Annotated in this window: 27 protein-coding genes, 1 tRNA gene and 3 riboswitches; of the genes, 13 read left to right on the forward strand and 15 right to left on the reverse strand. The window is 64.2% G+C overall.

What is annotated here, in order from left to right; translation table 11 throughout:
* Nucleotides 1–12: 12 nt before the first annotated feature.
* From gcvH to HF955_RS00735, 5 genes are all read right to left on the reverse strand, one after another.
* Nucleotides 13–384, reverse strand: coding sequence for a glycine cleavage system protein GcvH (gcvH, locus tag HF955_RS00715; protein ID WP_291077111.1), 372 nt, complete (start codon nucleotides 382–384; stop codon nucleotides 13–15).
* Between the two features lie 14 nt (nucleotides 385–398).
* Complete coding sequence (gcvT, locus tag HF955_RS00720; protein WP_253065351.1) at nucleotides 399–1,556, reverse strand: glycine cleavage system aminomethyltransferase GcvT; 1,158 nt, start codon at nucleotides 1,554–1,556, stop codon at nucleotides 399–401.
* 145 nt (nucleotides 1,557–1,701) lie between these two features.
* Nucleotides 1,702–1,793: riboswitch (glycine riboswitch) on the reverse strand.
* Nucleotides 1,794–1,901: 108 nt separating this feature from the next.
* The gene (locus HF955_RS00725) at nucleotides 1,902–3,032 is read right to left on the reverse strand and encodes a DUF697 domain-containing protein (protein WP_291077112.1); all 1,131 of its coding nucleotides are present in this window, start codon (nucleotides 3,030–3,032) and stop codon (nucleotides 1,902–1,904) included.
* 69 nt (nucleotides 3,033–3,101) lie between these two features.
* Entirely contained in the window at nucleotides 3,102–4,874 is a 1,773-nt protein-coding gene (gene argS, locus HF955_RS00730; protein WP_291077113.1) for an arginine--tRNA ligase, read from the reverse strand.
* Nucleotides 4,875–4,878: 4 nt separating this feature from the next.
* Nucleotides 4,879–5,436: a hypothetical protein gene (locus HF955_RS00735; protein ID WP_027836644.1), complete on the reverse strand. Its 558-nt coding sequence runs from the start codon at nucleotides 5,434–5,436 to the stop codon at nucleotides 4,879–4,881.
* A 112-nt stretch (nucleotides 5,437–5,548) separates the two neighbouring features.
* Here HF955_RS00735 and ispH point away from each other — a divergent pair, with 112 nt between their 5' ends.
* From ispH to HF955_RS00755, 4 genes are all read left to right on the forward strand, one after another.
* Complete coding sequence (gene ispH / locus HF955_RS00740) at nucleotides 5,549–6,502, forward strand: 4-hydroxy-3-methylbut-2-enyl diphosphate reductase (protein ID WP_291077114.1); 954 nt, start codon at nucleotides 5,549–5,551, stop codon at nucleotides 6,500–6,502.
* A 57-nt stretch (nucleotides 6,503–6,559) separates the two neighbouring features.
* Nucleotides 6,560–7,501, forward strand: coding sequence for a rhodanese-related sulfurtransferase (locus HF955_RS00745; protein WP_291077115.1), 942 nt, complete (start codon nucleotides 6,560–6,562; stop codon nucleotides 7,499–7,501).
* Nucleotides 7,498–8,157, forward strand: a complete 660-nt coding sequence (locus HF955_RS00750) for a glutathione S-transferase (protein WP_291077116.1) — start codon at nucleotides 7,498–7,500, stop codon at nucleotides 8,155–8,157. The genes HF955_RS00745 and HF955_RS00750 overlap by 4 nt, the downstream gene beginning before the upstream one ends.
* 67 nt (nucleotides 8,158–8,224) lie before the next feature.
* A tRNA-Pro gene (locus tag HF955_RS00755) sits at nucleotides 8,225–8,301 on the forward strand.
* Between the two features lie 105 nt (nucleotides 8,302–8,406).
* Here the strand turns inward: HF955_RS00755 and metA are convergent.
* The 3 genes from metA to recA all read right to left on the reverse strand — a co-directional run bounded on the left by metA (nucleotide 8,407) and on the right by recA (nucleotide 13,448).
* On the reverse strand, nucleotides 8,407–9,360 hold the full coding sequence (metA, locus tag HF955_RS00760; RefSeq protein WP_291077117.1) for a homoserine O-succinyltransferase: 954 nt from the start codon (nucleotides 9,358–9,360) through the stop codon (nucleotides 8,407–8,409).
* A gap of 54 nt (nucleotides 9,361–9,414) precedes the next feature.
* A riboswitch (SAM riboswitch) is annotated at nucleotides 9,415–9,492 on the reverse strand.
* Between the two features lie 44 nt (nucleotides 9,493–9,536).
* Nucleotides 9,537–12,176, reverse strand: coding sequence for an alanine--tRNA ligase (gene alaS, locus HF955_RS00765; RefSeq protein ID WP_291077118.1), 2,640 nt, complete (start codon nucleotides 12,174–12,176; stop codon nucleotides 9,537–9,539).
* A 177-nt stretch (nucleotides 12,177–12,353) separates the two neighbouring features.
* A complete protein-coding gene (gene recA / locus HF955_RS00770; protein ID WP_027836650.1) occupies nucleotides 12,354–13,448 on the reverse strand; it encodes a recombinase RecA in 1,095 nt (364 codons plus the stop codon).
* Between the two features lie 156 nt (nucleotides 13,449–13,604).
* On the opposite strand from recA, the gene HF955_RS00775 reads away from it, so the two are divergent.
* On the forward strand, nucleotides 13,605–13,817 hold the full coding sequence (locus HF955_RS00775; protein ID WP_027836651.1) for a DUF2093 domain-containing protein: 213 nt from the start codon (nucleotides 13,605–13,607) through the stop codon (nucleotides 13,815–13,817).
* The gene (locus tag HF955_RS00780; protein WP_291077119.1) at nucleotides 13,817–14,833 is read left to right on the forward strand and encodes a M23 family metallopeptidase; all 1,017 of its coding nucleotides are present in this window, start codon (nucleotides 13,817–13,819) and stop codon (nucleotides 14,831–14,833) included. The genes HF955_RS00775 and HF955_RS00780 overlap by 1 nt, the downstream gene beginning before the upstream one ends.
* A 587-nt stretch (nucleotides 14,834–15,420) precedes the next feature.
* Here HF955_RS00780 and HF955_RS00785 read toward each other — a convergent pair.
* The 3 genes from HF955_RS00785 to HF955_RS00795 are packed head-to-tail and all read right to left on the reverse strand — an operon-like array spanning nucleotide 15,421 to nucleotide 16,943.
* Nucleotides 15,421–15,768, reverse strand: coding sequence for a transposase (locus HF955_RS00785; RefSeq protein ID WP_291077120.1), 348 nt, complete (start codon nucleotides 15,766–15,768; stop codon nucleotides 15,421–15,423).
* Entirely contained in the window at nucleotides 15,765–15,926 is a 162-nt protein-coding gene (locus HF955_RS00790) for a hypothetical protein (protein ID WP_291077121.1), read from the reverse strand. The genes HF955_RS00785 and HF955_RS00790 overlap by 4 nt, the downstream gene beginning before the upstream one ends.
* 45 nt (nucleotides 15,927–15,971) lie before the next feature.
* Nucleotides 15,972–16,943, reverse strand: coding sequence for a quinone oxidoreductase (locus tag HF955_RS00795; RefSeq protein ID WP_291077122.1), 972 nt, complete (start codon nucleotides 16,941–16,943; stop codon nucleotides 15,972–15,974).
* Nucleotides 16,944–17,004: 61 nt separating this feature from the next.
* Between HF955_RS00795 and rnhB the strand changes: the two genes are divergently transcribed.
* From rnhB to ttcA, 4 genes are all read left to right on the forward strand, one after another.
* Nucleotides 17,005–17,589: a ribonuclease HII gene (rnhB, locus tag HF955_RS00800; RefSeq protein WP_367279767.1), complete on the forward strand. Its 585-nt coding sequence runs from the start codon at nucleotides 17,005–17,007 to the stop codon at nucleotides 17,587–17,589.
* A gap of 149 nt (nucleotides 17,590–17,738) precedes the next feature.
* Nucleotides 17,739–18,164 carry a GIY-YIG nuclease family protein gene (locus HF955_RS00805; RefSeq protein ID WP_291077124.1) on the forward strand — a complete coding sequence of 142 codons (426 nt, stop codon included), beginning with the start codon at nucleotides 17,739–17,741 and terminating at the stop codon, nucleotides 18,162–18,164.
* A gap of 166 nt (nucleotides 18,165–18,330) precedes the next feature.
* Nucleotides 18,331–18,792, forward strand: a complete 462-nt coding sequence (locus tag HF955_RS00810; protein ID WP_291077125.1) for an XRE family transcriptional regulator — start codon at nucleotides 18,331–18,333, stop codon at nucleotides 18,790–18,792.
* A gap of 55 nt (nucleotides 18,793–18,847) precedes the next feature.
* Nucleotides 18,848–19,741, forward strand: coding sequence for a tRNA 2-thiocytidine(32) synthetase TtcA (ttcA, locus tag HF955_RS00815; RefSeq protein WP_291077126.1), 894 nt, complete (start codon nucleotides 18,848–18,850; stop codon nucleotides 19,739–19,741).
* A gap of 6 nt (nucleotides 19,742–19,747) precedes the next feature.
* On the opposite strand, the gene HF955_RS00820 is transcribed toward ttcA, so the two are convergent.
* Both HF955_RS00820 and HF955_RS00825 read right to left on the reverse strand, forming a co-directional pair.
* A complete protein-coding gene (locus HF955_RS00820; protein WP_291077127.1) occupies nucleotides 19,748–20,230 on the reverse strand; it encodes a DUF2165 family protein in 483 nt (160 codons plus the stop codon).
* 129 nt (nucleotides 20,231–20,359) lie between these two features.
* Nucleotides 20,360–21,661 carry an acyl-CoA dehydrogenase family protein gene (locus HF955_RS00825; RefSeq protein WP_291077128.1) on the reverse strand — a complete coding sequence of 434 codons (1,302 nt, stop codon included), beginning with the start codon at nucleotides 21,659–21,661 and terminating at the stop codon, nucleotides 20,360–20,362.
* Between the two features lie 152 nt (nucleotides 21,662–21,813).
* Between HF955_RS00825 and HF955_RS00830 the strand changes: the two genes are divergently transcribed.
* The 3 genes from HF955_RS00830 to HF955_RS00840 all read left to right on the forward strand — a co-directional run bounded on the left by HF955_RS00830 (nucleotide 21,814) and on the right by HF955_RS00840 (nucleotide 24,409).
* Entirely contained in the window at nucleotides 21,814–22,560 is a 747-nt protein-coding gene (locus tag HF955_RS00830) for a sulfite exporter TauE/SafE family protein (RefSeq protein WP_291077129.1), read from the forward strand.
* 154 nt (nucleotides 22,561–22,714) lie between these two features.
* On the forward strand, nucleotides 22,715–23,629 hold the full coding sequence (locus HF955_RS00835; protein ID WP_291077130.1) for a LysR family transcriptional regulator: 915 nt from the start codon (nucleotides 22,715–22,717) through the stop codon (nucleotides 23,627–23,629).
* A 13-nt stretch (nucleotides 23,630–23,642) separates the two neighbouring features.
* A riboswitch (yybP-ykoY riboswitch) is annotated at nucleotides 23,643–23,770 on the forward strand.
* 69 nt (nucleotides 23,771–23,839) lie between these two features.
* On the forward strand, nucleotides 23,840–24,409 hold the full coding sequence (locus HF955_RS00840; RefSeq protein WP_291077131.1) for a TMEM165/GDT1 family protein: 570 nt from the start codon (nucleotides 23,840–23,842) through the stop codon (nucleotides 24,407–24,409).
* 7 nt (nucleotides 24,410–24,416) lie between these two features.
* Here the strand turns inward: HF955_RS00840 and HF955_RS00845 are convergent, their stop codons facing one another.
* Together HF955_RS00845 and HF955_RS00850 are read right to left on the reverse strand one after the other, a co-directional pair.
* Complete coding sequence (locus HF955_RS00845; RefSeq protein WP_291077132.1) at nucleotides 24,417–26,147, reverse strand: cation:proton antiporter; 1,731 nt, start codon at nucleotides 26,145–26,147, stop codon at nucleotides 24,417–24,419.
* A gap of 31 nt (nucleotides 26,148–26,178) precedes the next feature.
* Nucleotides 26,179–26,640: a nucleoside deaminase gene (locus HF955_RS00850; protein WP_291077133.1), complete on the reverse strand. Its 462-nt coding sequence runs from the start codon at nucleotides 26,638–26,640 to the stop codon at nucleotides 26,179–26,181.
* Between the last annotated feature and the right edge of the window lie 31 nt (nucleotides 26,641–26,671).

Raw genomic sequence — 26,671 nt, forward strand, 5'->3', positions numbered from 1 at the left:
TCAGTCTGGCCCTTACAGGCCGTCGCAATAGGCCTTGTAGGCATCTGCATCCATCAGTGCGCCGAGCTCGGCGGCATCGGACAGCTTCATCTTGCAGAACCAGCCCTTGCCCTCGGGATCTTCATTGACGGTTTCCGGGGCGTCGGCGAGCGCGCCATTGCCTTCCGTCACTTCGCCCGCCACCGGCGCATAGACGTCCGAAGCCGCCTTGACGCTCTCGACGACCGCCATGTCGTCCCCCTTGGCGAAGCTGGCGCCGGCTTCCGGCACTTCGACAAAGACCACGTCGCCCAACTGGTCGGCGGCGTATTTCGTGATCCAGACCGTCGCCGTGTCGCCTTCGACGGTGATCCATTCATGATCTTCGGTATAGTAAGTCGTCATCGCCCATTTCCCTCTCAGCGTTTGTAATTCGGTTGTACAAAGGGCAGCGCGCAGACTTCCGCCGCGCGCGCCTTGCCCCGGACCATCAGGTCGATCTTTGTGCCGGGTGTGGCCAGATCCGCACGGACATAGCCCATGGCCACCGGCGCATCGACGCTGGGTCCGAAACCGCCGGATGTGACCACGCCGACCGCCTCGCCGCCCATTTCGATCACCGTGCCTTCGCGCGCGGGGGCGCGCTCCAGAGGCCGGATACCCACCCGCTTTTCGGCCGGGCCATCGGCCAGCGCCTTCAGGATACGCTCCGCCCCCGGAAAGTCTGCACGTTCCCGCCGCTTTTTCTGGATCACCCAGGCAAGATCAGCCTCAACCGGGTCGCGGGTCGCGTCCATGTCATGCCCGTACAGGCAAAGCCCCGCTTCGAGGCGCAGCGAGTCGCGCGCACCGAGGCCAATCGGCTTGACGCGGTCGTCGGACAGCATTTCCCGGATCAGGGGCAGCCCGGCCTCCGGCGAGACCAGGACTTCGAACCCGTCCTCGCCCGTATAGCCGCAGCGCGACACGATACAGCGGGACCCGTTCAGCTCGAACGGCATGTGGCGCATGAATGTGAGTTCTTCGCAGCCAGGGAAGAATTCCTGCATCACATCGGCTGCTTTCGGCCCCTGCAGGGCAAACAGGATGCGATCATCGGCGCGCGTGAGCACGGCCTTGCCTTCGAAACTCCGCTCAAAGAGGGCCCAGTCCTGCTCCTTCACCGCACCATTGACGACGATGTAGAGCGAGCCCTGCGCCGCTTCCCCGATGGGGCGGGTGATGATGAGATCATCCAGAATGCCGCCCTCTTCATTCAGCAGCACGGTCAGGCGAGCCTGGCCTTCCTTCAAGCCCGCGATGTCGGATGGTACGAGTGTTTCGATCAGCGCCGCGATTTCCGCGTTCGCCGCATCGCCGCCGCCAATTCCGTCAGCCAGGGACAGGAAGCACGGCCCCATATGGGACACGTCGAACAGGCCGGCCCCGGACCGGGTCCAGAGGTGTTCGTCCTTCACCCCCATGGGATACTGGACCGGCATTTCATAGCCGGCGAACGGCACGAGTTTCGCGCCCAGCTCTTCATGCAGGGCATGGAGCGGCGTGCGCTTCAGGGTTTCTGTCGTCGTATCAGCCATGACGCCCTTTCATGAGGAGACGGGGCAGCCTGAAGCTGCGCATCGTCGCCCCCGCTGTCCTGGGCGCCTGAGAGATTCCGCCCGGATGCCGGGCTTGCTCCTTCGGCGAGACGGCACCCTTGGGCCCGCCTCTTTCCAGCGTGTTGTCTCTCCCCCGGTCCTTTTGCCTGAGCGTTTCCGGGGCGGTTGCGCCTTCGGCGGCGGGACTGGCGGCCCGCTCTCTCCCGGGAGGAGGGTGTCTGTGAGAGTCGAACTAGCGCGGATTCTGGTGGCCAGCAAGCGGAGAGTCAGCGTGTCCCTGCCCGATTGAGCGGGCTGCCGGGGATTTGGGCAGCCTGCCCCGGTTCAGGCCTCTGACGGCTTGCGCCCGAACCAGCCCTGCACCATCGACCAGGCATTGCGCGAGCCCGACATGGTCTGCTCTGCTGCCCAGGCCGCCCGCGAGGTAAGCCCGCCGCAGCGTTTGAGCAGGTCCGTCGCGACCGAGCCGGATTCCTTTTTCACACGCTCGAGCGCTTCGGCCGAGATCGAGCGGGCCTGACGCGCGGACCAGCCTTCGAAGGCCCGGCAACGGCGTTTGGCCAGATAGCCCATCTTCAGGGTCAGCATGGCATTGACCGCGCCATCCATGACCGGCCCGGCGATCAGCCCGCCCATCCGGCCGAGCAGCCCGCCGATCACATCCCCGGTCATGTCGGTCACGTCCTCCATGGCGCGGCTGACGACCACGATCGCAGCCACATCGCGCAGGATCAGCAGCGTGCCGCCCAGATGCGGCCGTCCGAAATAGATCTGCGAGATGCGGGCAATGAGATTGGCATTGCGCCACAGCACCACAAAGGCGTCGACCGTGCCATTCATGGAGAAGGCCGTCGCGACGCCCACGCCAACCGCTTCGGCATGGATCAGCTTGTCGACCTTCGCATCCAGCGTCTTCAGGTGCGGCTCAATGTGATCCTTCTGGAAAGTTTCGAGACCTGCGGCGACCTGCGCCGCGGAGTCCGTCCCGGCGATGGCGAACCGTGCCAGCAGGGCCCGTCCGGCGGCGAGGCCGTCATCCATGGCCGCCACGTCCTCGGCCAGCAGCGGATTGCGCTTCAGCATGGCGAGATATTTCAGATCATATCTGAGACGTTGCGACAGTAGCGAGATGTCCGGATTCTCGATGTCGAAGGGCGTGTGAGGCGGCCTGGCGGCGACCGGCATGGACAGAAAGGAGACCAGCGGGCGTCCGACCAGAAGGAGCAGCAGGCCGGCCAGCAGGAGGACAAAGCTGTAGCCGAGCAGTGGATGGACATCGTCGAACATCCGGTAGAACAGGAATCCCTGACCGATCACGGTCAGGAAGGCGAGCGTCAGCAGGGCCGCGCCGGACCATTTGATCACCTTCCAGGCCTTGGTCCACTGGGAGGCAAATTCCCATTGCGGTGCGGTCTCGGCGGGGGTGTCCACGGGCGCAGGCACGGTCTTGGCCATTTCGAAACTCCTCTACTGACTGTCTCCGGCAGGAGGATCAGCGAGGCAGGTGCCTGAGGCAATACCTGGCTACATGCGCTCCGGCACGCGGATGCCGAGCAGGTCGAGGCCTGTTTCCAGCTGTTTCAGCACGGCCGCCGACAGGGCGAGGCGGCTGGCGCGCAGACCCGCATCCTCTTCCGACGCGATCGGCAGCGCTGCATAGAAGGCGCTGAAGCCCTGGGCGAGATTGTAGACATGCTCGCACAGGATATGCGGCATGCGTTTCTCGCGCGCCTGCAGCAGGGTGGCGGCGAAGGCATCGAGCTGCAGCACGAGCGCGCGTTCGGCATCATGGCCAACACGGATCTCACCCGGCTTGAACCCGGCTTCTTCGGCCTTGCGCAGGACCGATTTGATCCGCACGGCCGCATAGAGCAGGTATGGCCCGGTCTTGCCTTCAAAACTGGTGAAACGGTCAAGATCGAAGACATAATTGCTGGTGCGCGTATTGTGCAGGTCCGAGAAGCGCAGGGCCGCCAGCGCGACCGCGGCGGCGACATCGTGGCGCTCGTCTTCCGGCATGTCTTCCGGCAGTTTCCCGGCTTCAGCGATTTTCTTCTGCGCTTCCGCCAGGGCCATCGCATTCAGGTCTGCCAGGCGCAGGACCCCGCCCTCGCGGGTCTTGAAGGGCTTGCCGTCCGGCCCGTTCACCGTGCCAAAGCCGATATGTTCCAGATGGCCTTCATCGATCAGGCCCAGCATTTCGGCGGCGCGGAAGACCTGTTCGAAATGCAGCGCCTGACGCTGGTCCACGACATAGAGCATCAGCTCCGGAACCGGGTCCATATGCTCCATCCGGTCCTCGATCGTGGCGAGGTCGGTCGTGTGGTAGCCGGTGCCGCCCCGGCTGTTGACCAGCATGATTGGCGGCATGTCCTTCTTGTCGCTGTCACGCTCGATCCGGACGATGACGGCGCCATCATCTTCCTCGGACAGTCCAGCCGCCTTGAACTTCTCGACCAGGCCCGGGATCAGGTGATCGACGTCGCTTTCGCCTTTCCAGAGGTCGAAATGCACATTCAGGAATTCATAATCGACTTTCAGCGCAGCGACAGACACGTCGATGAAATGGCGCAGCAAGGCGCGATACCCCGGACGGCCGGCCTGCAATTCGGCAACCGCGTTCTGGCTGCGTTCATTACGGGCGGCATCCGCCTTCGCCTTGGCGCTGGCGGCGGGATAGAGACGTGCGAGATCGTCAATCGTGACCGGCGGCTCTTTCGGGTACGGGCCCTCGAACGCTTCATCGAAATAGATCAGGTCCGGCTGCTCGTCATACAGTTCGGTCACGAGGTGGCCCATCTGAAGGCCCCAATCCCCGAGATGCGTATCGCCCGTCACCTTGTCGCCCAGAAAGCGCAGGAGACGCACCAGCGTGTCGCCGATGACGGCCGAACGGAGGTGGCCGACATGCATGGGCTTGGCGACATTCGGGCCGCCAAAATCGATCACCGTGACTTTCGGGTCCGGCGCAGGCTCTGCGCCCGCCATGTCGTCGGTGCGGATGAATTCGGCGCGGGCAGACATGGCCTCGTCCGAGACGCGGATATTGATGAAGCCCGGCCCCGCCACTTCCGCCGACAGGACCATGGGGTGGTCCTTCAGCGCGCTGGCGATCTCGCCTGCGATCTCGCGCGGATTCTTGCCGGCAGACTTGGCCGCGCCCATTGCGCCATTGCACTGGAAATCAGCGAATTCCGGTTTGTCGGACCGGCGCACGGCGCCCCATTTGGCGTCGAGCCCCATAGCCTCGAAGGCGGCGCTGGCGGCCACCGACAGATCATTGATCAGACTGGCCATAATCCTACTGCCCGGCATCCATGCGGAAACGCTTGCCCGCGCGATTGAATTCCAGCTGCTCATCGGTCAGGTCAAATCCGACAATGACTTCGAAATTGGTGCCCGAGATCGATTCGTCGACACGCGGGATGACGATGGTTTCGATCACTTCGGTCTTGCCTGCCAGCGGGCGCCCGGCGAAATCGGCCTGAACGTTGAAGTATTCCTTCGCCAGCACACGGCCGCTGCGGCGCGTCACCGCGATGTAGTACGGATAGGTGTGCGAATCGGACTGCGCCGCCGGGCCCTTGCCGAAGGCGAAATCGATCTCGACTTCGGCCTCAAGCGGGTCATCGCCGACATAGCGGCAGAACAGGCGGACATCGATGACTTCGCCGGTGAATTCGATATTCGTGTACAATTCGCCACCGCCATCGAGGTCGACATAGCGCGAGGAATCATACAGGGCCCCGACAGGCGGGCATGGCCCGGCGTTCTGGCGCGTGTCGAAGCTGTCTGCGAGCTTGCCGCCACCACAGCCAGAGAGAATGACCGCGGCGAAAAGTGGGGCATATCTGATCATGCGTCGGCGTGTCCTTCTTGGCCTGATGCAAAGGCCTGTCCATCTGTTGCTGCAGATGTGTTAAAGGCGCAAGCGTCTCGGCGCAACGCCCGCAGGCAGGAGATAGGATGAAATGAACGACAGGCAGCCTCTTACCATCCGCCTGGCCGCGCCGCGCGGCTTCTGCGCCGGTGTGGACCGGGCGATCCAGATCGTCGAGGAAGCCCTCGGCAAATGGGGCGCGCCCGTCTATGTCCGCCATGAAATCGTTCACAACGCGCATGTGGTCAGCCGTCTGGAACAGATGGGCGCCGTGTTTGTCGAGGAGCTGAATGAATGCCCGGACGACCGGCCGGTCATCTTCTCGGCCCATGGCGTGCCGAAATCCGTGCCTGCCGAAGCCCAGCGCCGCAACATGATCTTTGTCGATGCCACCTGCCCGCTGGTCTCCAAGGTGCATGTCGAAGCCGAGCGCCATCATCGCGACGGACGCGAGATCGTGCTGATCGGTCATGCCGGACACCCGGAAGTGATCGGCACAATGGGCCAGTTGCCCGGCGACACGATCACCCTGATCGAGACCGTGGAAGATGTGGCCGGCTTCGAACCGAAGGATCCTGACAATGTGGCCTTTGTCACCCAGACCACGCTGTCAGTGGATGACACGGCGGACATCGTCACAGCCCTTCAGGCCCGCTTCCCGGGCATATCGAGCCCGCACAAGGAAGACATCTGCTACGCCACCACGAACCGTCAGGAAGCGGTGAAGACGCTGGCCCCCGGGACGGATCTGGTCCTGGTCATCGGGGCGACGACCAGTTCCAATTCCGTGCGGCTGGTCGAAGTGGCCAAACGCGCCGGCGCCGCCCGCGCGGAACTGGTGGCCAGCGCCGACCACATCGACTGGGCCTGGTTCGACAAGGTGAAGACGCTGGGCCTGACCGCTGGTGCGAGCGCACCCGAAGACCTGGTGCAGGGCGTGATCGCCGCCTGTGGCGAGCGCTTTGACGTCTCTGTGGAGCGGATTGAAACCGCCCGCGAGACCGTCACCTTCAAGCTGCCGCGCATCCTGTCCGAACCGGCCTGATCCCGGCCTGCGCGGTCAATATTCAAATCGGTCCGTCCTTCTGGCATAAGGCCCGGCATGACCTATCAGATTGCTGCCTTCTACAAATTCTTTGCGTTTCCGGATTTCGAGGCCCGCAGGGCCGATCTCGCGCAGACCCTGTGTGGCGCTGGCGTGAAAGGCACGGTCCTGCTGGCCGCCGAAGGCGTGAACGGCACGATTGCCGGCACGCCAAACGGCATCGCGACGGCACTTGCAGCGCTGCGCGCGCTGCCGGGCGCGGCTGATCTGGAAGCGAAATTCTCCGAAGCCGGCGAGATGCCCTTCCTGCGTCTGAAAGTGCGGTTGAAGAAAGAAATCGTCACCATGGGCGTGCCGGGCACGGACCCGAACGCGCTGGTGGGCACTTATGTGGAGCCGACAGACTGGAATGCCCTGATCAGCGATCCGGACACTGTGCTGATCGACACCCGCAACGATTATGAATACGCGATCGGTACATTCGAAGGAGCGATTGACCCCGAGACCCGGACATTCCGCGAGTTCCCGGACTGGTTCCGCGCCTTTCGTGAGCGGCTGGACGCGGAAGGCCGCACGCCGAAGGTTGCCATGTTCTGCACCGGCGGTATCCGATGCGAGAAGGCCACCAGTTTCGTGAAGGCCGAAGGCATCGAGGATGTCTATCATCTGAAGGGCGGCATCCTGAAATACCTGGAAACCGTTCCGGAAACCGACAGCAAATGGCGCGGTGAATGTTTCGTGTTCGATGAACGCGTCTCCGTCAAACACGATTTGTCGCCGGGCGAATATGACATGTGCCATGCCTGCAAACGCCCGATCACCGAGGCCGACAAGACGGACACGAGCTATGTGCCCGGCGTTTCCTGTCCGCACTGTATCGACGAGATGAGCGATGCCCAGCGCGCCCGGTTCGCTGAACGGCAGAAACAGATCGACCTCGCCCGTCAGCGCGGTGAAGCGCATATGGGCCCGGAGGCCCGCCGGAGCGAAGACGCGTGAGCGCCGCCACGCACACACTCTATACATTCCGCCGCTGTCCCTATGCCATGCGCGCGCGGATGGCCCTGTCGTCCGCCGGCGTGCCTGTGCGGGTGCGGGAAGTCGTGTTGCGCGACAAGCCGGAGGCCATGCTGGCGGCCAGCCCGAAAGGCACTGTGCCGGTCCTCGTGGCGGGGAATGGAGATGTTGTGGATGAAAGCCTGGACGTGATGCGCTGGGCGCTGGCCCAGGCGGACCCGGAGGGCTGGCTGTCTGCGGACGCAGGCACGACCGACGCCCTGATCGCGCGCAATGACGGGCCATTCAAACGCGCACTGGACCGATACAAATATCCCGACCGACATCCCGACGAGGCTCTGGTGCCGGGCGCAGCACGCGCTGAAGGCCGGGCCATCCTGGCCGATCTGGACGACCGGATCCGGGCACAGGGCGGCCAGCTTGTGCGCAGCACGCGCAGCCTGGCCGACATCGCGATCTTTCCGTTCGTCCGACAGTTTGCCCACACCGATCTGGACTGGTTCCTTGCGCAGGACCTGCCCGCCCTGCAAACTTGGCTGGACGGGCACAAGCAGTCGGCGCTGTTTACGGGCATCATGGCCAAATACCCGCAATGGGCGCCCGGCGCGGACGAGCCGCTGCTGCCAGTTGCAGCATAACGGCACGAAGTTCAGATTGCCCCCTTGCAAATTCTGCCCGCAGGCGTAAACACCCCGTTCTTCGGCGCGGAGTGTAGCTCAGCCTGGTAGAGCACTGTCTTCGGGAGGCAGGGGCCGGAGGTTCGAATCCTCTCACTCCGACCATTTCCTTGCAGTCCGGTTCAGCCGGAATTTTTGATCCGGCGGATCAAGAATGGCAAGGAAATGATCTCATCGAAACCGAGGTCAATCCGTCAGTCTCGCAACCCGCTACGCGCCTTGACGCACCTTGCTGTCGCCGGCCCGTTCTGTGCCGATATCCTCCAGATTGTAGGGCGTGGTCTGGTACATCTGGTTGATCCAGTTTCCGAACAGGAGGAAGGCATGCGACCGCCAGCGATTCTTCGGTGTTTGGGCCGGATCATCGCCGGGGAAATAGTTCGCCGGCACGGCAATCGGCTTTCCTGCGGCAACATCACGCCGGTATTCTTCCGCCAGTGAGGTGGAATCGTATTCGATGTGATTGAAGATGTAGAGGCGGTTGCCGCGCGCCTCATGCAACAGGCACAGGCCGGTCTCGTCGCTCTCCATCAGGATGTCGAGCCCGCTGGCGGAGGGAACGTCGTCCCGGCGCACTTCTGTCCAGCGCGAGACGGAGATCGAGAAATCGTCCGAGAAGCCGGTCAGGTAGGGCGATTCCGGTTTGCGGTTATGGTGGCGATAGACGCCGAACGCCTTGTTGGCCAGCGTGTGCTTTGGCACGCCATGGAAATGCTGCACGGCGGCCATGGCCCCCCAGCAGATGAAGAAGCTGGAATGGACATGGGTCTCGGTCCAGTCGAGGATGGCCTGCAGTTCCGGCCAATAAGTGACGTCCTCGAATGGCAGCGTCTCGATCGGGGCGCCGGTAATGATGAACCCGTCGAACTTGCGATCCTTCACCTCATCCCAGGTGTGATAGAAGGAGATCAGATGGTCTTCCGGCGTGTTGCGGGCAACATGGCTGCCGATGCGGACCAGGGTCAGCTCCACCTGGAGCGGAGTCGCGCCGACCAGCCGGGCGATCTGGGCCTCGGTCTCGATCTTGTTGGGCATCAGGTTCAGGAGGGCGATCTGCATCGGGCGGATGTCCTGGCGCGTCGCGATGGACTCGTCGAGCACCTGCACGCCTTCGCGCACGAGGGTTTCGCGCGCGGGCAATCCGTCAGGAATTCGAATGGGCATAGGCAATACTCCGCTACCAGGTCTGGTCAGCCGGACTCTTGCCGTGAGGGTGTTCGGAACTTCCGCGCAGCCTTTTAGCAAGTTGTTTAACGTGGCTGCAAGCCGACCGACCAAATCACCACGGGGCCCCTACATAGAGGCCCCGCAGCGCAAGTCAATTACGGGCTGCCGGAGGATCAGCCGGCGATGGCCGCGCGAACCGCCTCCAGCGCGTCCTCGGCCTTGTCGGCGTCGGGGCCACCAGCCTGCGCCATGTCGGGCCGCCCGCCGCCGCCCTTGCCGCCCAGCGCCTCGCTGGCGGCCTTGACGAGGTCCACGGCCGAATAGGTGCCGGTCAGGTCCTTGGTAACGCCGACGGCGACGCCGGCCTTGCCGTCGGCCACGCCGACAAAGGCCACGATGCCGGAGCCGATCTGGGCCTTGGCTTCGTCCACCAGCGTGCGCAGTTCCTTGCCGCCCACGCCTTCCGCAACACGCGCCATCAGCTTGACACCATTGATTTCTTCCGGCCCGGACGCCGCTGCGCCGCCGCCGCCCATGGCCAGCTTGCGCTTGGCTTCGGCCAGTTCCTTCTCCAGCGCCTTGCGCTCTTCGCCCAGCGCGGCAACCCGGCGCGGAACATCCTTGAGCGGAACTTTCAGACTGTCCGCAAGGTCCGCGGCGATCTGCGCCCGCCCTTTCAGATAGGCCAGTGCCTCGGCGCCCGTGGCCGCTTCGACACGGCGCACCCCGGCCGACACGCCGCTTTCCGACGTGATGACAAAGACGCCGATATCCCCGGCCCGCTCGACATGTGTGCCGCCGCACAGCTCCACCGAATAACGCCGGCCATCGCCGGTGCCCATCGACAGCACACGGACTTCATCACCATACTTCTCGCCAAACAGGGCAAGCGCCCCGGCCTCGATGGCCTTGTCCGGCGACGTGACCTGGATGCCCGTCGGCATATTGGCGCGGATCTGGGCGTTGACCTCGTCCTCAACGGCCTCGATCTCCGCCTGGCTCATGGGACCATTGTGCGAAAAGTCGAAACGGAACCGGTCGGCCTCCACGAGGGAGCCCTTCTGCGTGACATGGTCGCCCAGCACCTTGCGCAGCGCCGCATGCATGATGTGCGTGGCGGAATGGTTGGCCATGATGGCCCGGCGCCGGCCGGCATCCACATGCTGGTCCGCAGAATCCCCGAGGCGGATTTCGCCGGAGACGAGTTCGCCGACATGCACATGCAGGTCGCCGGCGCGTTTCTGCACGTCGCGCACGATGAAGCGCGCGCCGTCTTCGAAGACGATCTCGCCATGATCACCCGCCTGTCCGCCGGATTCGGCATAGAAGGGCGTCGTGTCAAAGACCAGTTCGGCCGCGCCGGGCGAAAGCGTGTCGGTGAGCGCCCCGCCGGACGCAATGGCGACGAGCCGGCCCTTGCCTTCGGTGCCGTCATAGCCGGTGAACTTCGTGGCACCGGCCTCGTCGCGCACGCGGAACCAGATTTCCTCTGTCGCCTGATCGCCGGACGAGAAGCCGGCTGCGCGGCTGTCCTGGCGCTGTTGTTCGAGCGCGGCCTCGAAGCCGTCGACATCGACGCTCATCTCGCGGCCGCGCAGAATGTCCTGCGTCAGGTCGAGCGGGAATCCATATGTGTCCGACAGCTTGAAGGCGACGGCGCCTGGCAGGGCGTCACCGGGCTTCATGTCGGCGGTTTCCTTGTCCAGCAGCGACAGGCCGTTGCCGAGCGTGCGCTGGAACCGGGCCTCTTCCTGCTCGAGCGCGGATTCGATGGCCGCCCTGGCCCGGCCGAGTTCCGGATAGGCCTTGCCCATTTCGGAGATCAGGGCGGGGGCCAGTCTGTACATCAGCGGCTCGCGCGCACCCAGCAAATGACCATGCCGCATGGCACGGCGCATGATGCGGCGCAGGACATAGCCCCGGCCTTCATTGGACGGCAGTACGCCATCGGCAATCAGGAAGGCCGAGGTGCGCAAATGGTCTGCAATGACGCGGAAGGAGGCGAGCTTGTCGCCGGCCGCCTTCGCGCCGTAGATGTCTTCCTCTGCGGCGATCAGCGCCTTGAACAGGTCGATGTCGTAATTGTTGTGCACGCCCTGCAGGACGGCGGAGATGCGCTCCAGCCCCATGCCGGTGTCGATCGAGGGCTTGGGCAGGTTCTTGCGGGTACCGTCGGCCTGCTGGTCGAACTGCATGAAGACCAGGTTCCAGATCTCGATGAACCGGTCACCATCCTCGTCCGGGCTGCCGGGCGGGCCGCCGGGCACGCCTTCACCATGGTCATAGAAAATTTCCGAGCACGGGCCGCACGGGCCAGTGTCGCCCATGGACCAGAAATTGTCAGACGTGCCGATCCGGATGATCCGGCTGTCGTCAAATCCGGCCACTTTCTTCCAGATGTCCGCAGCCTCGTCATCCTCGGCATAGACGGTGACGAGCAGCTTCTTCGGGTCGAGCGCGAATTCCTTCGTGCACAGCTCCCAGCCGAAGGCGATGGCGTCTTCCTTGAAATAGTCGCCGAAGGAGAAATTCCCCAGCATTTCGAAGAAAGTGTGATGGCGGGCCGTATAGCCGACATTGTCGAGGTCATTGTGCTTGCCGCCGGCGCGGACGCATTTCTGCGAGGTCGTGGCACGCGGGCCGGGCGGGGTTTCGGCGCCGGTGAAGATGTTCTTGAACGGCACCATGCCGGCATTCACGAAGAGCAGGGTCGGATCATTCTGCGGCACCAGGGGCGCCGAGGCCTGACGCAGATGCCCCCGCTTTTCGAAGAAGGAGAGAAAGGTCTCGCGAATCTCGTTTACGCCGGTCATGGGCAATACTGTGTCCTTGCGATCAGGGTTGGGCCGAGTCAGACGGCACAAACATTACACCGGCGATATAAAGGTCCCTTCGCGGCGCGCCAAGCGGGGTGCGCCACAAAGGGACAGTTCCCTCGACAGGGATCAGGGTGTCAGGGCCTGCCGCTAGGGGGCGCGGGCCGGGCCGGATCAGCCTTCGGCGGCGTCCGGCAGATCGTCATCCTGCTCGGATTCCATGCCGGCATTGAGCAATTCATCCGCCAGCAGGCCGGCATTGCGCCGGATCGCGTCTTCGACCTCATCGGCAATGGCCGGGTTTTCCTTCAGGAAATTCCGCGTCTTTTCGCGGCCCTGGCCCATGCGTTCGCCCTTGTAGGAATACCAGGAGCCGGACTTCTCGATCACTTCGGCCTTCACGCCGAGATCGATCAGTTCGCCGGTCTTGGAAATGCCTTCGCCATAGAGAATGTCGAATTCGACCTGGCGGAAGGGCGGCGCGACCTTGTTCTTGACCACTTTCACGCGGGTCTGGTTGCCGATCACCTCGTCCCGATCCTTGATCGCGCCGATGCGGCGGATGTCGAGACGGACGGAGGAGTAGAATTTCAGCGCATTGCCGCCGGTCGTGGTTTCCGGGCTGCCGAACATGACGCCGATCTTCATCCGGATCTGGTTGATGAAGATCACCATGCATTTGGATTTGGAGATCGAGCCGGTCAGCTTGCGCAGGGCCTGGCTCATCAGGCGGGCCTGCAAGCCCGGCAGGGAATCGCCCATCTCGCCTTCAAGCTCCGCCCGCGGGGTCAGCGCGGCCACGGAGTCGATGACCAGAAGATCGACCGCGCCGGAGCGCACCAGCGTGTCGGCAATCTCGAGCGCCTGCTCCCCCGTGTCCGGCTGGGAGACGAGAAGATCGTCCAGATCCACGCCCAGCTTGCCGGCATAGACCGGATCGAGCGCATGTTCGGCATCGATGAAGGCACAGACGCCGCCATTCTTCTGGGCCTCGGCCACACAATGCAGGGACAGGGTCGTCTTGCCCGAGCTTTCCGGGCCGTAGATCTCGATGATGCGGCCCTTGGGCAGGCCGCCAATGCCGAGCGCGATGTCGAGGCCGAGCGATCCGGTGGAAACCGCCTCGACATCCATCACCTTCTTGTCACCCAGCCGCATGACCGAGCCCTTGCCGAAGGACCGTTCAATATTGCCGAGCGCTGTTTCGAGAGCCTTCTGCTTGTCCACGCCTGAATCCTTGTCCACGAGTTGAAGCGCCGCTTTGGCCATGAGTCGTCTCCTTAGGTCTACCATGGGGCCGCATTTGGCAAGGCCCCCGTTTGCCGTTGCTGACTCGGATGTACCATATTTGTTCCACGGAACAAAGCGGAAACTTCCTGCCCGTTGCACCTTTTCTTTTGACGTGGTTTCAGGCATTGTCCCTCCATGCTTGACCGATCCAGCCGCCCCGCCGGCGAAGCCCGCCTTCGCTATCTTGATGCCGATGTCGATGTCATCCAGCCCGGTGACTATGTCACCTGCGCCGTGACCGGCCGGAAGATCCCGCTGCAGGCGCTGCGCTATTGGAGCGTGGACCTGCAGGAAGCCTATTGGGATGCCGATGCGGCCAGCCAGCGCATGGTCAAGGCCCGCGACTGATGCGCCGCGCCGTGCTGACGGGCCTGTCGGCCCTTCTGGTGGCCTGCGCCGCCGCCGAAGCCCCGGCCGGGACGCCCGCGCCTGACACCGCCCCCGAAGCCGCACCCGTGGCCACACAGATGCAAGACGCTGCGCCCGCCGACGCCGTGGCGCCGGACGCTGACATCCCCGGCACCCCCGCCGCGCCGGGGGCGGATGCGCTGGCGCCGGACTGTGGCGGCGTGCTGGTCCAGGGCGGCCTGGTGATCTGCCGCGCCGAGCCGGGCAGCCGCTTCACCGTGGCGGGCACGGGGCTGACCGTCGGCGAGACCGGCACGGCCCAGTTCGGCCTGTCCACCACCGCGCCGTCGGTCATCGGCTGGTCGCATGAGCGCGGCGCCTACGGCGACCTCCAGATCGCGCCGCGGCAGGATGATTACCGCGAAATCTCCGGCTTTGACTGTGACAAGGTGGATGCCCGCTCGCCCGAGCAGAAGGCCCATGCGGGCCGCAGCTGGGTGAAGAAGCAGGACGCGTTCGCCACCTTCCATCCCGGCCCCGGCGCGCTGGAGGGCTTTGTGAAGCCCGCCGATGCGCCGACCTCCTCGCCCTTCGGGCCGACCCGCAAATATGTCGGCGTCTCCAAGGTCACGGGCGAGCCCTGCGAGAGCGTCTCGGTGCATCGCGGCTATGACATGGCCACACCGGTCGGCACCGACGTCACGGCGCCGGCGCCGGGCGTGGTGATCCTGGCCGATCCGGACCTCTATTATGAGGGCGGCACCGTCTTCCTCGATCATGGCCACGGGCTCGTCTCTGTGTTCATGCACCTGTCCGCCGTCGAGGTGGCCGAGGGCGATGTGGTCGACACCGGCGACCTGCTGGCCAGGACCGGCAATACCGGCCGCACGACGGGGCCGCACCTGCACTGGGCGGTGAAATGGCGCAATCCGGAGGCCGGCGACCGGGGCGGCGATTTCTATCTCGATCCGGCCCTGCTGCTGGACCTGCCGGCCGCCGGGAACGGCCCGGATTAACGAGGGTTAGCGCGGCCTTTCCCGCATCCGTCAAATTGCCCGGCCGGCGGCAACCGGATCGTCATGCTTATCACGCATGTTTCGCGTGTGACGCGAAATCAATTCCCTCTCCCGGTTCGCGCCACATCCCCCCGGGGTTCCGCGGGTCCTGTAATGGCTGCGGCACACCGAAATTGAATGGGCGGTTCCCATCGACTGCACCCCGCCGCCCATGGCGCTGCCTGTCCACCCTCACGCACCCGGGCAGGCAGCGCCGAGGCGGCTGCGGCAGGTTTTCCCCGTCCCCTTTAACGATTTGAGCCCTGTTCACGCCGTTTCAGCGCGTTTCAAATCGTGTCAGATCGTTTCAAAAATTCCCAGATCGTGTCGCCGGGTTTCACTCCGTTTCGGGCCCTTGTCCACGCGCAGGGCGGGCCCCGGCACAGGCCTTGTGCGTTGGCGAATGGTTTTGCACTTTCGGGGCTCGCCAGGCTGACACAATACCATGGCCCGAAAGCCGTCGGATAAGGATTTCGGGATTGTGGAGGCGCCGCGCAGAATGGCGGGTCACGACCCGCCCTACGAAACGCGCGTCACCGTAGGGCGGGTTAGCGAAGCGTAACCCGCCATTCGCCGGGATTCCGGGTCTGATACCAATCACGCTTGAAGCGATGCCATGTCGAATGCGGCCAGTCGTCTGGATCTTCGACATAGCCATGCTTGACCGGATTGTAGTGAATGTAATTCACATGGGCCTCAAAGTCCCTCTCGTCCCGGATGGCATGCTCCCAGAACCTTTGCTGCCAGATTTTCCGCTCGCCTTTTCGTCCATGCCCCTTCAGGCTCTCGGAAAGGCGTTTGGTGAAGCCAGACTTGATGAGGCGGATGCGGGTCGAATAGTCAGAATCGCCTTCCGGCAGCGCCATCAGGAAATGCATGTGATCGGGCAAGATCACCGCTGCGGGGTTTCGAACGGATAGCGACGAACGATGTCGCGCCAGCTTCGGCGTAGCGTGCCGATTTCCCTCACCGAAAGGTCAGATGCGCGATTAAAAAGCGTGACCGTGAAGAAATAGGTCCCACCCGGAATATAGAGGCGCCTATAATCCGGCATGGTGTTTCTCCCTGTTTGCCTCCGTGTGGCGGGTCTTGACCCGCCCTACGGGATGAGGATGGTCGCTCCCGTCGTCGTGCCGCTTTCGATCGCCTCGTGCGCCTTCGCGGCTTCGGAGAGCGGGGCGCGCTGGCCGATGTCGGCTTTCAGGGTGCCGGACTTCAGGGCACTGAAGAGGAGGCTGGCGCCGCGGGCGAGGCTGTCTGTATCCTGAATGAAGCTGAACAGGGTGGGCCGCGTCATGACGAGGGAACCGCCCTGGGCGAGGCGGCCGGGCGGGATCGGCTCGACAGGGCCGGAGGCATTGCCATAGGTGACGAACCAGCCCGCCGTGCGCAGGCTGTTCAGGCTTTCCTCCGCGCTGATGCGGCCGACACTGTCATAGGCGACATCGACGCCGCGCCCATCGGTCAGCGCCTTCACCTGTTCGGCGACGCCTTCATAGCCGACGATCACATCCGAGGCGCCGAGCGCCCTGGCCTTTTCGGCCTTCGCCTCTGTCGAGGTGACGGCGATGACGCGCGCGCCGAGGCTGGCGGCCCATGGCACGAGCAGAGTGCCGACGCCGCCGACCGGCGCCCAGACCAGGATCGTCTCCCCGGCCTGCAGCGGGCGCACCTCAAACAGGAGCGCCCATGCGGTGAGCCCCTTCAACAGCACGGCGGCGGCATCCTGCGGGGTGATCCCCTCCGGCAGGGGAATCATGCGCTCGGCCGGGCCGGTGAAATGGCTGGCATAGGTGCCGCTGGCCAGATAGCAGACCCGGTCACCAGGCTTCAGATGGGTGACGCCCTCGCCCACTTCCTGCACGGCGCCGGCGCCTTCCTGTCCGGGCGTGAAGGGGAAACGCACGGGGTAGAGCCCGGTGCGGTGATAGGTGTCGATGAAATTGAGGCCCGCCGCGCTCTGGCGGACGGTCACTTCACCGGGGCCGGGCTTGCGGGGGATGAAGTCTTCGACTTTCAGCACGTCCGGGCCACCGGTCTCGTGCATCTGGATGCGATAGGGCTGGGTCATGGCTGCTATAGAGACCCGAGGCGCGCTGGAGCGCAAGAGCGACTCGCGTTTCTCTGGCGCGATGACGAAGACGACGCTAATCATTGCCGGTGTGGACGAGGCGGGCCGGGGCCCCTGGGCCGGGCCGGTGACGGCGGGCGCAGTGATCCTGGACCCGGCGCGGCCCATTGAAGGCCTGACCGATTCCAAGAAGCTGACCGAGCCACGGCGCGATGCGCTGGCCCCCATCATCCGGGAGCGCGCGGCGGCCTGGAGCGTGGCGCATGCCACGCCGGAGGAGATCGACCGGCTGAACATTCGTCAGGCGACCTTCCTGGCGATGGAGCGGGCGGTGGCGGGGCTCGGCCTGGTGCCGGAGCACATATTGGTGGATGGCAACGCCCTGCCCGCCAATTTCCCCTGCAGCGCGGAGGCCATCGTGAAGGGCGATTTGACCGAACCGGCGATCTCGGCCGCCTCGATCCTGGCGAAGACGGTGCGCGACGCGCTGATGAAGGAGCTGGACGCCGCCTTCCCGGCCTATGGGTTTGCCCGGCACAAGGGCTATGGCACGGCGGCCCATGCCGCAGCGCTGGGCGAACACGGCCCCTGCCCGCACCACCGGCAAAGCTTTGCCCCGGTCAAACGGGCCTTGGCGCGGGCCTGAGCGCCCGCCTCCCCTGCCCGCACGCCCAGTCTTAACCAATTGGGCGATCCTGTAAGCAATTCTCCCCCAAAGCCCCCCGAAGCGGCCACATTTTAACGGCTGATTAACCGTAGCAGGAGAGCTTCGCGCGAATCTGGAGGGACCGGCATATGTGGATATTGTTCGGGTGGCACACCTGGTGGGGCGAGTCGGGACGGCCCTATCGTTTCAAGATCACGCTGACCAAGAAGGGCCTGCCGGACGATGCCGGCATCTATATCTTCGTGCAGCGCCGCTTCGCCTTCTTCCTGTTCCCGCTCTATATCGGCAAGGCCGCGAACTTCAAGAACCGGCTGATCGGCCATGAGCGCTGGTGGGAAGCCTGGTGGAAACGCGGCGCGACCGAGCGGCACGTGCTGGTCGTGAAGAAAGCCTCTGACCGGGCGCGGATCGAGGAAGACCTGATCCGCCGCTATCAGCCGCGCATGAACGACATCCTGATCCCGCGCGGCCACAATGATGCGCCCAACAATGCCCGCCTGCGCTTCTGGTGGAAGCTGAAGCGCATGTTCCGGATCCCCTTCCTGGCACGCTAGGCCCGCGTTTTCGCGAATTTCCTGACAATTCAGCGAGGTGGCGGCCCTGTGACGGGTCGCTGGCGGGCCTGTGACGGGGCCGTGACGGCGCCATGACGTGGCCGGACAAAGGGTTTTTCCCCACTTTCAACGCGGTTACAAACAGCCCGAGGAAAGGGGACGACACATGCAGTTCGACACAGATGCCGCAAAGATCAAACGCTGGCGGGAAGAACGCCACTGGTCACAGGAACATCTGGCCGAACTGGCCGGGATTGGCGTGCGCACGGTGCAGCGGATCGAGACCGGCGAGAAGGCCTCCGGCGACTCCCTGAAGGCGCTGGCGGCGGCGTTCAATGTCGATGTCATGGCGCTGACGCTGGACGCGAAGACCGAAGCCGAGGCCATGATCCGGGAAAAGAACGCCAAGGTGACCGCCGCGATGCGTCTGGGCTTTTTCATCCATCTGGCCAGCTATCTGTTCGGCATGGTCGTGTTTGCCGGGATCAGCCTGAGCATTGGCGGGGAGCGCTATGCGATGCTGACGCCGACAATCTGGTGGACGGTCGGCCTGGCCGGCCATGGCCTGGCCCTAGTCCTGGTCGAACTGACCGCGCGCTACCAGCAGCAAATTGGCGCGGCGGACTGATCCTGTTGCGCAGGAAGGCTTGCGCGGCAAACCCGGCCCGTGAGATAGGGCGCGCATGGCAGATGACACGACCTCCTTTTCCGCCGCGCCGCCCCTGTTTGCGGATGCGCCGTCCGGCGTCAGCTTCAAGAAGCTGCGCAAGCGGCTGGTGCGCGGCGCGCTGAAGGCGATTGACGATTACAAAATGGTCGACCGGCGGGCGGTGGATGCCGGAGAGGCGAAACGGCCGAAATGGCTGATCTGCCTGTCCGGCGGCAAGGATTCCTATGGCTTGCTGGCGGTCCTGCTGGATTTGCAATGGCAGGGGGCACTGCCGGTGGACCTGGTCGCGTGCAATCTGGACCAGGGCCAGCCGGGGTTTCCGAAACATGTCCTGCCGGACTGGCTGGACACGGTTGGCGTGCGCTACCGGATCGAGACGCAGGACACCTATTCCATCGTCACCGAGAAGGTTCCCGAAGGGCGCACCTTCTGCGCCATGTGTTCCCGCCTGCGCCGGGGAATCCTGTATCGCATCGCGCGGGAAGAAGGCTGTGACGCCATTGTGCTCGGCCATCACCGTGACGATGCGCTGGAAACCTTCATGATGAATTTCGTGCATGGCGGGCGGCTCGCCGCGATGCCGCCAAAGCTGCTGAATGACGAGGGCGACGTGTTTGTGCTCCGCCCGCTGATTACGGCGGCGGAAGACGATCTTGCGAAGTTTGCCGAGGCGATGGCATTCCCGATCATTCCCTGCAATCTGTGCGGCAGCCAGGACGGCCTGCAGCGCGTGGCGATGAAGCAGATGCTGGACGAGTGGGAGAAGAAGAAGCCGGGCGTGCGGCAGGTGATGGCCCATGCGCTGGCCACAGTGCGCCCAAGCCATCTGCACGACCCGCGCGTGTTCGACTTCGCTGGCCTCGAAATTGGCGATCCGGGTGAAGATGATCCGAACGTACCGTTCTAGGCGGCGTCAGTCAGGCGCGTTGACGAACAAGAGAACGATGCCGCTGGAGATTGCGTACTGGAATGCGCCGCCCTGTGCGGCCGCGCCTAGCGGGGTCTGCCACATCTGGAAGTAGGCGCCGCCAATCACCATGAACAGGCCGAACCAGACCAGCAGCGCCATGACGCAGCCCATGATTGCCCAGGTTTTTGCATCGTGGAAACTCTCTGCAGAACTGCCCCGCACCCGGAACATGTCATACGCGCCCTTGAACGAGCATGCGGCAACCAAAAGTTCGCCAATGATGATGCAACACAGGACAATCGTGATCAGGACCGGAGATGAAACAGCTGGCCCGAAGGCGTTGGGATAGGCCTCGTTGCCCGCCATCGGCAGCACGCCCTGGACGAATCCTTTCGCGGCCTCGAAATTCACGACGTTATTGAGCGCATAGAACAGGCCCTGCAGCCCGACAAACACGATGAGCAATATTTTCGACAGTCTTATCATGGCGTCCTCCCTACCAAGAGGACAAGCCTAGCCGATTTTGGGCTAAATGGCGAAGCCCAATCCGTCCGCATACAAGAAAGGCGCGGCTCCGATTGGAACCGCGCCTGTGAATTGCGCTGGTGAAGGCGCCTATTTCCGCCAGACGGCGGCCATGGCCGGGTCTTCCTCTTCGCCCGTGTATTTGCGGGTTTCGGCGCGGCCAACCACCATGTGGTGCACTTCGTCCGGGCCGTCCGCCAGGCGCAGCGTGCGCTGATTGGCATACATGCGGGCCAGCGGCGTCCATTGCGATACACCGGCAGCGCCATGCATCTGGATGGCATCGTCGATGATGGCACACACGCGTTCCGGTACCATGGCCTTGACCATGGAAATCCAGACGCGGGCTTCCTTGTTGCCCAGCACGTCCATCGCCTTGGCGGCCTTGAGGACCATCATGCGCATGGCTTCAATCTCGATGCGGGCACGCGAGACCTTTTCGAGGTTTCCACCCAGCTTGATCAAGTCACGGCCAAAGGCCTGGCGTGTCATGCCGCGCACGACCATCAGGTCCAGCGCCTTTTCAGCAGCGCCCAGCGAGCGCATGCAGTGGTGGATGCGGCCCGGCCCGAGACGGAGCTGAGAGATTTCGAAGCCGCGGCCTTCGCCGAGCAGGATATTTTCCTTCGGTACACGCACGTTTTCGAAACGGATATGCATGTGACCGTGCGGCGCATCCGGATCGCCAAAGACATGCATCGGTCCGAGAATGGTGACTCCCGGGTGCGGCAGCGGCACAAGGATCTGGCTCTGCTGCTTGTTCGGCGCGGCATCCGGGCTGGTCTTCACCATGCAGATCATGATCTTGCAGCGCGGGTCTCCGGCGCCGGATATGTAGAATTTTTCGCCATTGATCACCCACTCATCGCCTTCGAGCACGGCGCTCATGGAGACGTTCTTGGCGTCGGAAGACGGCAGGGCCGGCTCGGTCATGGCGAAGGCCGACCGGATCTCGCCATTCAGCAGAGGCTTCAGCCAGCGCTCTTTCTGTTCCGGCGTGCCGACACGCTCGAGCACTTCCATATTGCCCGTGTCCGGCGCGGAGCAGTTCATGGTCTCCGAAGCCAGCGGGTTCTTGCCCAGCTCTGCCGCGATATAGGCATAGTCGAGATTCTTCAGGCCTTCGCCGGTTTCGGCATCCGGCAGGAAGAAGTTCCACAGGCCCTGCTTCTTGGCTTCGTCCTTTGCCTTTTCGAGCGCTTCCAGCTGGCCCGGCGCATAGGACCAGATATCCGTCTTGCCTTCGCCGAGGCGTTCAAATTCCTCGCTCATCGGGTTCACGACGTCGCGAATGAAGGTCTTCACATGCTCGTAGAGCGGCACGGCCGCATCCGACATGCGTAGATCATTCAAATCATTCTGGACGTCCATGGACGTTTCGGTATCCGCCATTTCGGTGTCTCCTCTCAGACTGTGTTGTTGGGGGAATGGTACGCCTTGCGGCTGGGGCGCCGCAAATTGTTTCTATGAAATCTTTTGTGTCGGCAGGACGTCGCGCCACGCGCTGTTTGGCGTTTCGCGACGAACCGGTCTAGGTCAGCGGCATGAGCCCGGTTTCCGCCGTCATCATCCTGGTCACCGTGCTGGCCACAAGCTTCCTGTCCGGCATATTCGGCATGGCAGGCGGCATCATCTTCATGGGCGTGCTGACGGCGCTGCTGCCCGTGGCAACCGCGATGATCCTGCACGGCACGGTGCAGATGGTGGCGAATGGCTATCGCGCCTATCTCTGGCGCAAGCACATTCACTGGCGTGTCTTCCGCCGCTATGCGCTTGGCTCGATTGCGGCAGTCGCCCTGCTGTTCGCGCTCAGCTGGCGCCCGGAAAAGCAGATGGTGTACCTGTTGCTGGGTCTGGTGACGCTGCTGGTCTGGTTGCCGAAATCGGTTGCCGATCTGGACATCCAGAAACCCTTTCAGGCCGAAGGCGCGGGCTTTGTCGTACAAGCGCTGAACACGGTGGCCGGCGTTGCCGGACCATTGATGGACCAGTTCTTCGTCCATACCGACCTGCACCGGCACGAGATTGTGGCAACCAAATCCATCACGCAGGTTCTGGCGCACTTCGTGAAGATCATCTTCTGGAGCGTTCCGGTCGTCCTGGCATCCGGCATGCAGGCCCTTCCGCCGGCCTGGCTGGTCCTGGCGGCCATCCCGCTGTCCATGCTGGGCACGACTCTGGGCGGCAAGGTGCTGGACCGGATGAGCGACGTGAACTTCAAGCGCGGCATGAAATACCTGGTCACGGCAGTCGGCGCAGTGATGCTGATGCGCGCCGCAGGCTGGCTCTGACACCCTTGCGCGCAAGCGGTTCGATTGTGTGGGCGTTCTCGCCGCGATCATTCACCACCTCTGTTCTGGCAGCGACGATAGCGTGCGCTCGATCATTCGGGAAATTTATTATATGAAGACAACACATCACGAATGGTGATGTTTGGAGCCGAAGATGAACCTCAGATCGCTGGACCTGAACCTGCTGCCCGTACTGGAGGCGGTCTATACCGAGCGCAGCCTGACCCGGGCGAGCGAGTCCCTGCACATCACGCAGCCCGCCGTGAGCAATGCCCTGGCCCGGCTGCGCACCCATTTCGAGGATCCGCTGTTCGTGCGCGAGGGGCGCGGCGTGAAGCCGACGGCCATGGCAGAGGCGCTGATGCCGGCGGTGCGGGACGCGCTGGACCGGCTGCGGGCCGGTCTGGAGCCACGCTCGGCATTCGAGCCATCCCGGTCGACCCGTGTGTTCAACATTTCCGCCCGCGATGCCGGGGCGTTCATGATTGCGCCCGGCCTGGCGCGACGCCTGCAGTCCACCGCGCCGGGCGTGCGGATTGCCTGGACCCAATTGAACCGGGGCGCAATCTCGACCGAACTGGCCTCCGGCCGCCTGGACCTGGCAATTGACGTGCCCGGCATTCGCGGATCCGACCTCGAGCGTGAACCGCTGATGATGACGCCCTATGTCTGCGTCGTGTCGCAATCCCATCCGCTGGCGGGCACGCCCATGAATTTCGAGACCTATCTGGACCTGCGCCATGTGGTCGTGTCCAGCCGCCGGGAGGGCCGGTCCTATGTCGAGGAAGTGGCCCGCACACATGGCGCACGCATCACGCCGGTGATGCGCCTGCCGCACTACATGCCGGCCATGGAAATCGTCCGCGAGACGGACCTTGCCCTGACATTGCCTGCGGCCATGGCGACCGCCCCGGGGCTCGTCACGCATGACCTGCCGGGCGTGTTCCCGCCGCTCGACAGCGAATTGTACTGGCGCCGGGAGAATTCGGAGGACGCGGCGCTGTCCTGGTTGCGCTCGCTGATCCTCGAAACCGTTCAGGACATCGCGCCGCGCTTGTCATCTGCCTGATCAGACGATACGGAAGGCGCTGTCACTTGGGGAGTAGCCAGCCGGTCGGATGACCGGGCCTCCGCGTCAACACACTCGGCCGGCCGGCCGTGGCGCGAAGGGAGCGGGCAACCGTTCGGGCGAGACCAATGACGCCGCTTTTCTGCTCTGGCCGGGCATGGAGAGATGGTGTCATTGCGTCAGATTTGCCCGGCCTGGAGACTGTCATTCATGGAAGCCCTGCTTACCTCCACACTCGTGGTCGCGCTGGCCGAGATCGGCGACAAGACGCAATTGCTGGCCATTCTCCTGGCAGTGCAATTCCGAAAACCGCTGGTCATCATGGCCGGGATACTTGCTGCCACCCTTGCCAACCACTTCCTGGCGGCGCTGGTCGGCGCGCAGGCGGCTGCATTTCTCGAGGGAGACTGGTTCCGCTACCTGGTTGCGGCATCCTTCCTTTTGATGGCGCTGTGGACCCTGATCCCCGACACGCTGGACGAGGAGGAGCGCCCACGCCTGCGCGATGGCGCATTCCTCACGACACTGATCACCTTCTTCCTGGTGGAAATGGGCGACAAGACCCAGGTGGCCACGATCGCCCTTGGCGCCCAGTTTGAGCAGGTGGCCCTGGTCACGCTGGGTACGACGCTGGGCATGATGCTGGCCAATGCGCCGGCGGTCTGGTTCGGCGAGGCCGTGATCCGGCGGGTGCCGCTCCGCCTTGTGCGACGGCTGGCAGCCCTGTTGTTCCTGGTGCTGGGTGTCTGGCTGGTCGCGGAGACAGCGGGCTGGATCTAGCCGCCCGTCAGGTGGCGATGCGGTGGTATTCCTCATCCCGTTCGGCGGCCAGCCGATCACGGATGGTTTCGTCGTTGTAGCCGAATTCGAGCAAGGTGCGGCCAGCCATCTGGAGGCCGGATTCCACGGCATCCGGAATGACTTCCTTGGCGCCGGCATCGATCAGGCGCTGGGCGTGTTCATGGTCGCGCGCGCGGGCAATGATGGGCACTTCCGGCCGCAGCTTGTGGAATGCCCTGACCATGGCCTCGGCAGCGGAGACATCGTCCACGGTGACCACGAACAGGCGCGCCCCGTCGGCCCCGGCGCTGTGCAGGATTTCGGGGCGGGCGGCGTCCCCCAGATAGGCGCGCCAGCCGGCATTGCGGGCGCGGGAGACGTTGAAAGCGCTGCGTTCCAGCGCGACGACGTCGGCCTCCTCCGCCGCCAGGATGCGGGCGACGGCGTGGCCGACCCGTCCGAAGCCGGCAATGATGACATGGCCCTCGAGGTCCGAGAAATCCTCTTCCAGCGTGTGCGCCGGTTCCTGCGCGGTGAGGCGGTCCCCGATCAGCGTGCCGATCCGGCCGAGCACGGGGATCAGCAACATGGACAGGCCGGCAATCGCGGCCATCATTCCGGCGGGTTCGGGCGCAAGCGCGCCGGCCGCCGTGGCAGCGGCGATCACGACAAAGGCAAATTCTCCGGCTGGCGCCAGAAGGAAGGCCGCCTCGATGGACATCGGCGTCGGCCCCGCAAACAGGCGCAGCGCGCCGAAGCCGATGACCAGTTTCAGAGCCAGCAGGACACCGAGCCCGGCCAGGATGGTCCAGGGCTGGGAGAGGATCGAGGGCAGGTCCAGCCCCATGCCGACCGTCATGAAAAACAGGCCCAGCAGGATGCCCTTGAAGGGCTCCAGGTCCACTTCCGTCTGGTGCTTGAACTCGGTCTCTCCCAGAAGCAGCCCTGCGAGGAAGGCGCCGAGCGCGAGCGACAGGCCTGCCGTGGCGGTGATGGCCGCCGCCCCCACCACGGTCAGCAGGGTCAGTGCCATGAGGAAGTCGCGGCCCCCGGCCGCGGCTGCGAGGCGGAACATGCGACGCAGGCCGAACCTGCCGATGATCATGATCACGATGATGGCGATCACGCCGTTCAGCAGCGCCTCCAGCAGGACCGCCGTGAGGTTGGCGCCGGCCTCGATATTGACGAAGCCGACAAAGATCAGGATGGGCGCGACGAGAATGTCCTGGAACAGCAATACGGCAAGGGCAGCGCGCCCGACCGGCTGGGCCGCCTGCTTCTGCTCGATAAGGAGCTGCATGACGATGGCAGTGGAGGAGAGGGCCAGGGCAAGACCGCAGATGATCGCCGCTTCTGCCGGCAGGCCCACCTGCCAGGCGATCAGGCCGATGGCGAGGGCGCTGATCGCGGCCTGAAGCCCGCCCGCGCCGAACACGGCCCGCCGCAGGCCCCAGAGTTTCTCGAACGAGAATTCGAGCCCAAGCAGGAAGAGCAGGAACAGCACGCCAAGCTCTGCAAATGGCGCGGCGGCCTCCGGTTCCGATATCGAGACATATTCGAGAATGGGATAGGCATGCGCCAACTGGCCGAGCGCATAGGGGCCAAGCGCGATGCCGGACAGCATGAAGCCGACCACGGCGGGGAATTTCAGATAGCGAAACACCGGAACGGCGACCCCGGCCGCAAACAGGAAGACGACCGCATCCTTGATGAGTATCTCGTGTCCCGGTTCTGCCATGCCCGCCTGTGTTCCCTTGATCTGTCCCGTCTCAGCCGCGCCGGGCGCGGAAGAATGCCTTCAGCAGCGCGCTGGCCGTCTCGCCCGCTGCCTCGTCCTGCTCGACCTCCGGCCGCCAGTGGCAGGTCGGCTGTTCGAAGAAGCGCGCGCCATGGATCACCGCGCCGCCCTTCGGATCGCACGCCGCAAAGACAAGCTTGCCGATGCGCGCCAGACTGATCGCCCCGGCGCACATCGCGCATGGTTCCAGTGTCACATAGAGGTGCAGACCGGTCAGCCGGTAATTTCCCGTAGAGGCCGCCGCCGCCCGCAAGGCGACGATTTCGGCATGCGCGGTCGGGTCCTGCCCGGCAATAGGGCAATTGGCGCCCTCGCCGACAATCTCTCCCGTCTCCGGATCGATGATGACTGCGCCAACCGGCACCTCACCGGCCTCGGCGGCCTGCCGCGCCAGCTCCAGCGCGCGGGTCATCGGATCTACAGGAATTGTCATGGGGATGGGATCGCCCTACACGGGCGCAAAG

It is taken from the genome of Hyphomonas sp. (assembly GCF_017792385.1).
Classification (GTDB): Bacteria; Pseudomonadota; Alphaproteobacteria; order Caulobacterales; family Hyphomonadaceae; genus Hyphomonas.

What these genes read in the sequence shown, in the direction of transcription:
- HF955_RS00745 (WP_291077115.1), top strand. Translation starts at nt 6,560, where the DNA reads ATGACCTATCAGATTGCTGCCTTCTACAAATTCTTTGCGTTTCCGGAT.
- HF955_RS00795 (WP_291077122.1), bottom strand. Translation starts at nt 16,943, where the DNA reads ATGACCCAGCCCTATCGCATCCAGATGCACGAGACCGGTGGCCCGGAC.
- gcvH (WP_291077111.1), bottom strand. Translation starts at nt 384, where the DNA reads ATGACGACTTACTATACCGAAGATCATGAATGGATCACCGTCGAAGGC.
- rnhB (WP_367279767.1), top strand. Translation starts at nt 17,005, where the DNA reads ATGACGAAGACGACGCTAATCATTGCCGGTGTGGACGAGGCGGGCCGG.
- HF955_RS00810 (WP_291077125.1), top strand. Translation starts at nt 18,331, where the DNA reads ATGCAGTTCGACACAGATGCCGCAAAGATCAAACGCTGGCGGGAAGAA.
- ispH (WP_291077114.1), top strand. Translation starts at nt 5,549, where the DNA reads ATGAACGACAGGCAGCCTCTTACCATCCGCCTGGCCGCGCCGCGCGGC.
- gcvT (WP_253065351.1), bottom strand. Translation starts at nt 1,556, where the DNA reads ATGGCTGATACGACGACAGAAACCCTGAAGCGCACGCCGCTCCATGCC.
- HF955_RS00850 (WP_291077133.1), bottom strand. Translation starts at nt 26,640, where the DNA reads ATGACAATTCCTGTAGATCCGATGACCCGCGCGCTGGAGCTGGCGCGG.
- HF955_RS00835 (WP_291077130.1), top strand. Translation starts at nt 22,715, where the DNA reads ATGAACCTCAGATCGCTGGACCTGAACCTGCTGCCCGTACTGGAGGCG.
- HF955_RS00825 (WP_291077128.1), bottom strand. Translation starts at nt 21,661, where the DNA reads ATGGCGGATACCGAAACGTCCATGGACGTCCAGAATGATTTGAATGAT.
- HF955_RS00805 (WP_291077124.1), top strand. Translation starts at nt 17,739, where the DNA reads ATGTGGATATTGTTCGGGTGGCACACCTGGTGGGGCGAGTCGGGACGG.
- argS (WP_291077113.1), bottom strand. Translation starts at nt 4,874, where the DNA reads ATGGCCAGTCTGATCAATGATCTGTCGGTGGCCGCCAGCGCCGCCTTC.
- HF955_RS00830 (WP_291077129.1), top strand. Translation starts at nt 21,814, where the DNA reads ATGAGCCCGGTTTCCGCCGTCATCATCCTGGTCACCGTGCTGGCCACA.
- HF955_RS00790 (WP_291077121.1), bottom strand. Translation starts at nt 15,926, where the DNA reads ATGCCGGATTATAGGCGCCTCTATATTCCGGGTGGGACCTATTTCTTC.
- ttcA (WP_291077126.1), top strand. Translation starts at nt 18,848, where the DNA reads ATGGCAGATGACACGACCTCCTTTTCCGCCGCGCCGCCCCTGTTTGCG.
- recA (WP_027836650.1), bottom strand. Translation starts at nt 13,448, where the DNA reads ATGGCCAAAGCGGCGCTTCAACTCGTGGACAAGGATTCAGGCGTGGAC.
- HF955_RS00780 (WP_291077119.1), top strand. Translation starts at nt 13,817, where the DNA reads ATGCGCCGCGCCGTGCTGACGGGCCTGTCGGCCCTTCTGGTGGCCTGC.
- HF955_RS00775 (WP_027836651.1), top strand. Translation starts at nt 13,605, where the DNA reads ATGCTTGACCGATCCAGCCGCCCCGCCGGCGAAGCCCGCCTTCGCTAT.
- HF955_RS00725 (WP_291077112.1), bottom strand. Translation starts at nt 3,032, where the DNA reads ATGGCCAAGACCGTGCCTGCGCCCGTGGACACCCCCGCCGAGACCGCA.
- alaS (WP_291077118.1), bottom strand. Translation starts at nt 12,176, where the DNA reads ATGACCGGCGTAAACGAGATTCGCGAGACCTTTCTCTCCTTCTTCGAA.
- HF955_RS00820 (WP_291077127.1), bottom strand. Translation starts at nt 20,230, where the DNA reads ATGATAAGACTGTCGAAAATATTGCTCATCGTGTTTGTCGGGCTGCAG.
- metA (WP_291077117.1), bottom strand. Translation starts at nt 9,360, where the DNA reads ATGCCCATTCGAATTCCTGACGGATTGCCCGCGCGCGAAACCCTCGTG.
- HF955_RS00735 (WP_027836644.1), bottom strand. Translation starts at nt 5,436, where the DNA reads ATGATCAGATATGCCCCACTTTTCGCCGCGGTCATTCTCTCTGGCTGT.
- HF955_RS00840 (WP_291077131.1), top strand. Translation starts at nt 23,840, where the DNA reads ATGGAAGCCCTGCTTACCTCCACACTCGTGGTCGCGCTGGCCGAGATC.
- HF955_RS00845 (WP_291077132.1), bottom strand. Translation starts at nt 26,147, where the DNA reads ATGGCAGAACCGGGACACGAGATACTCATCAAGGATGCGGTCGTCTTC.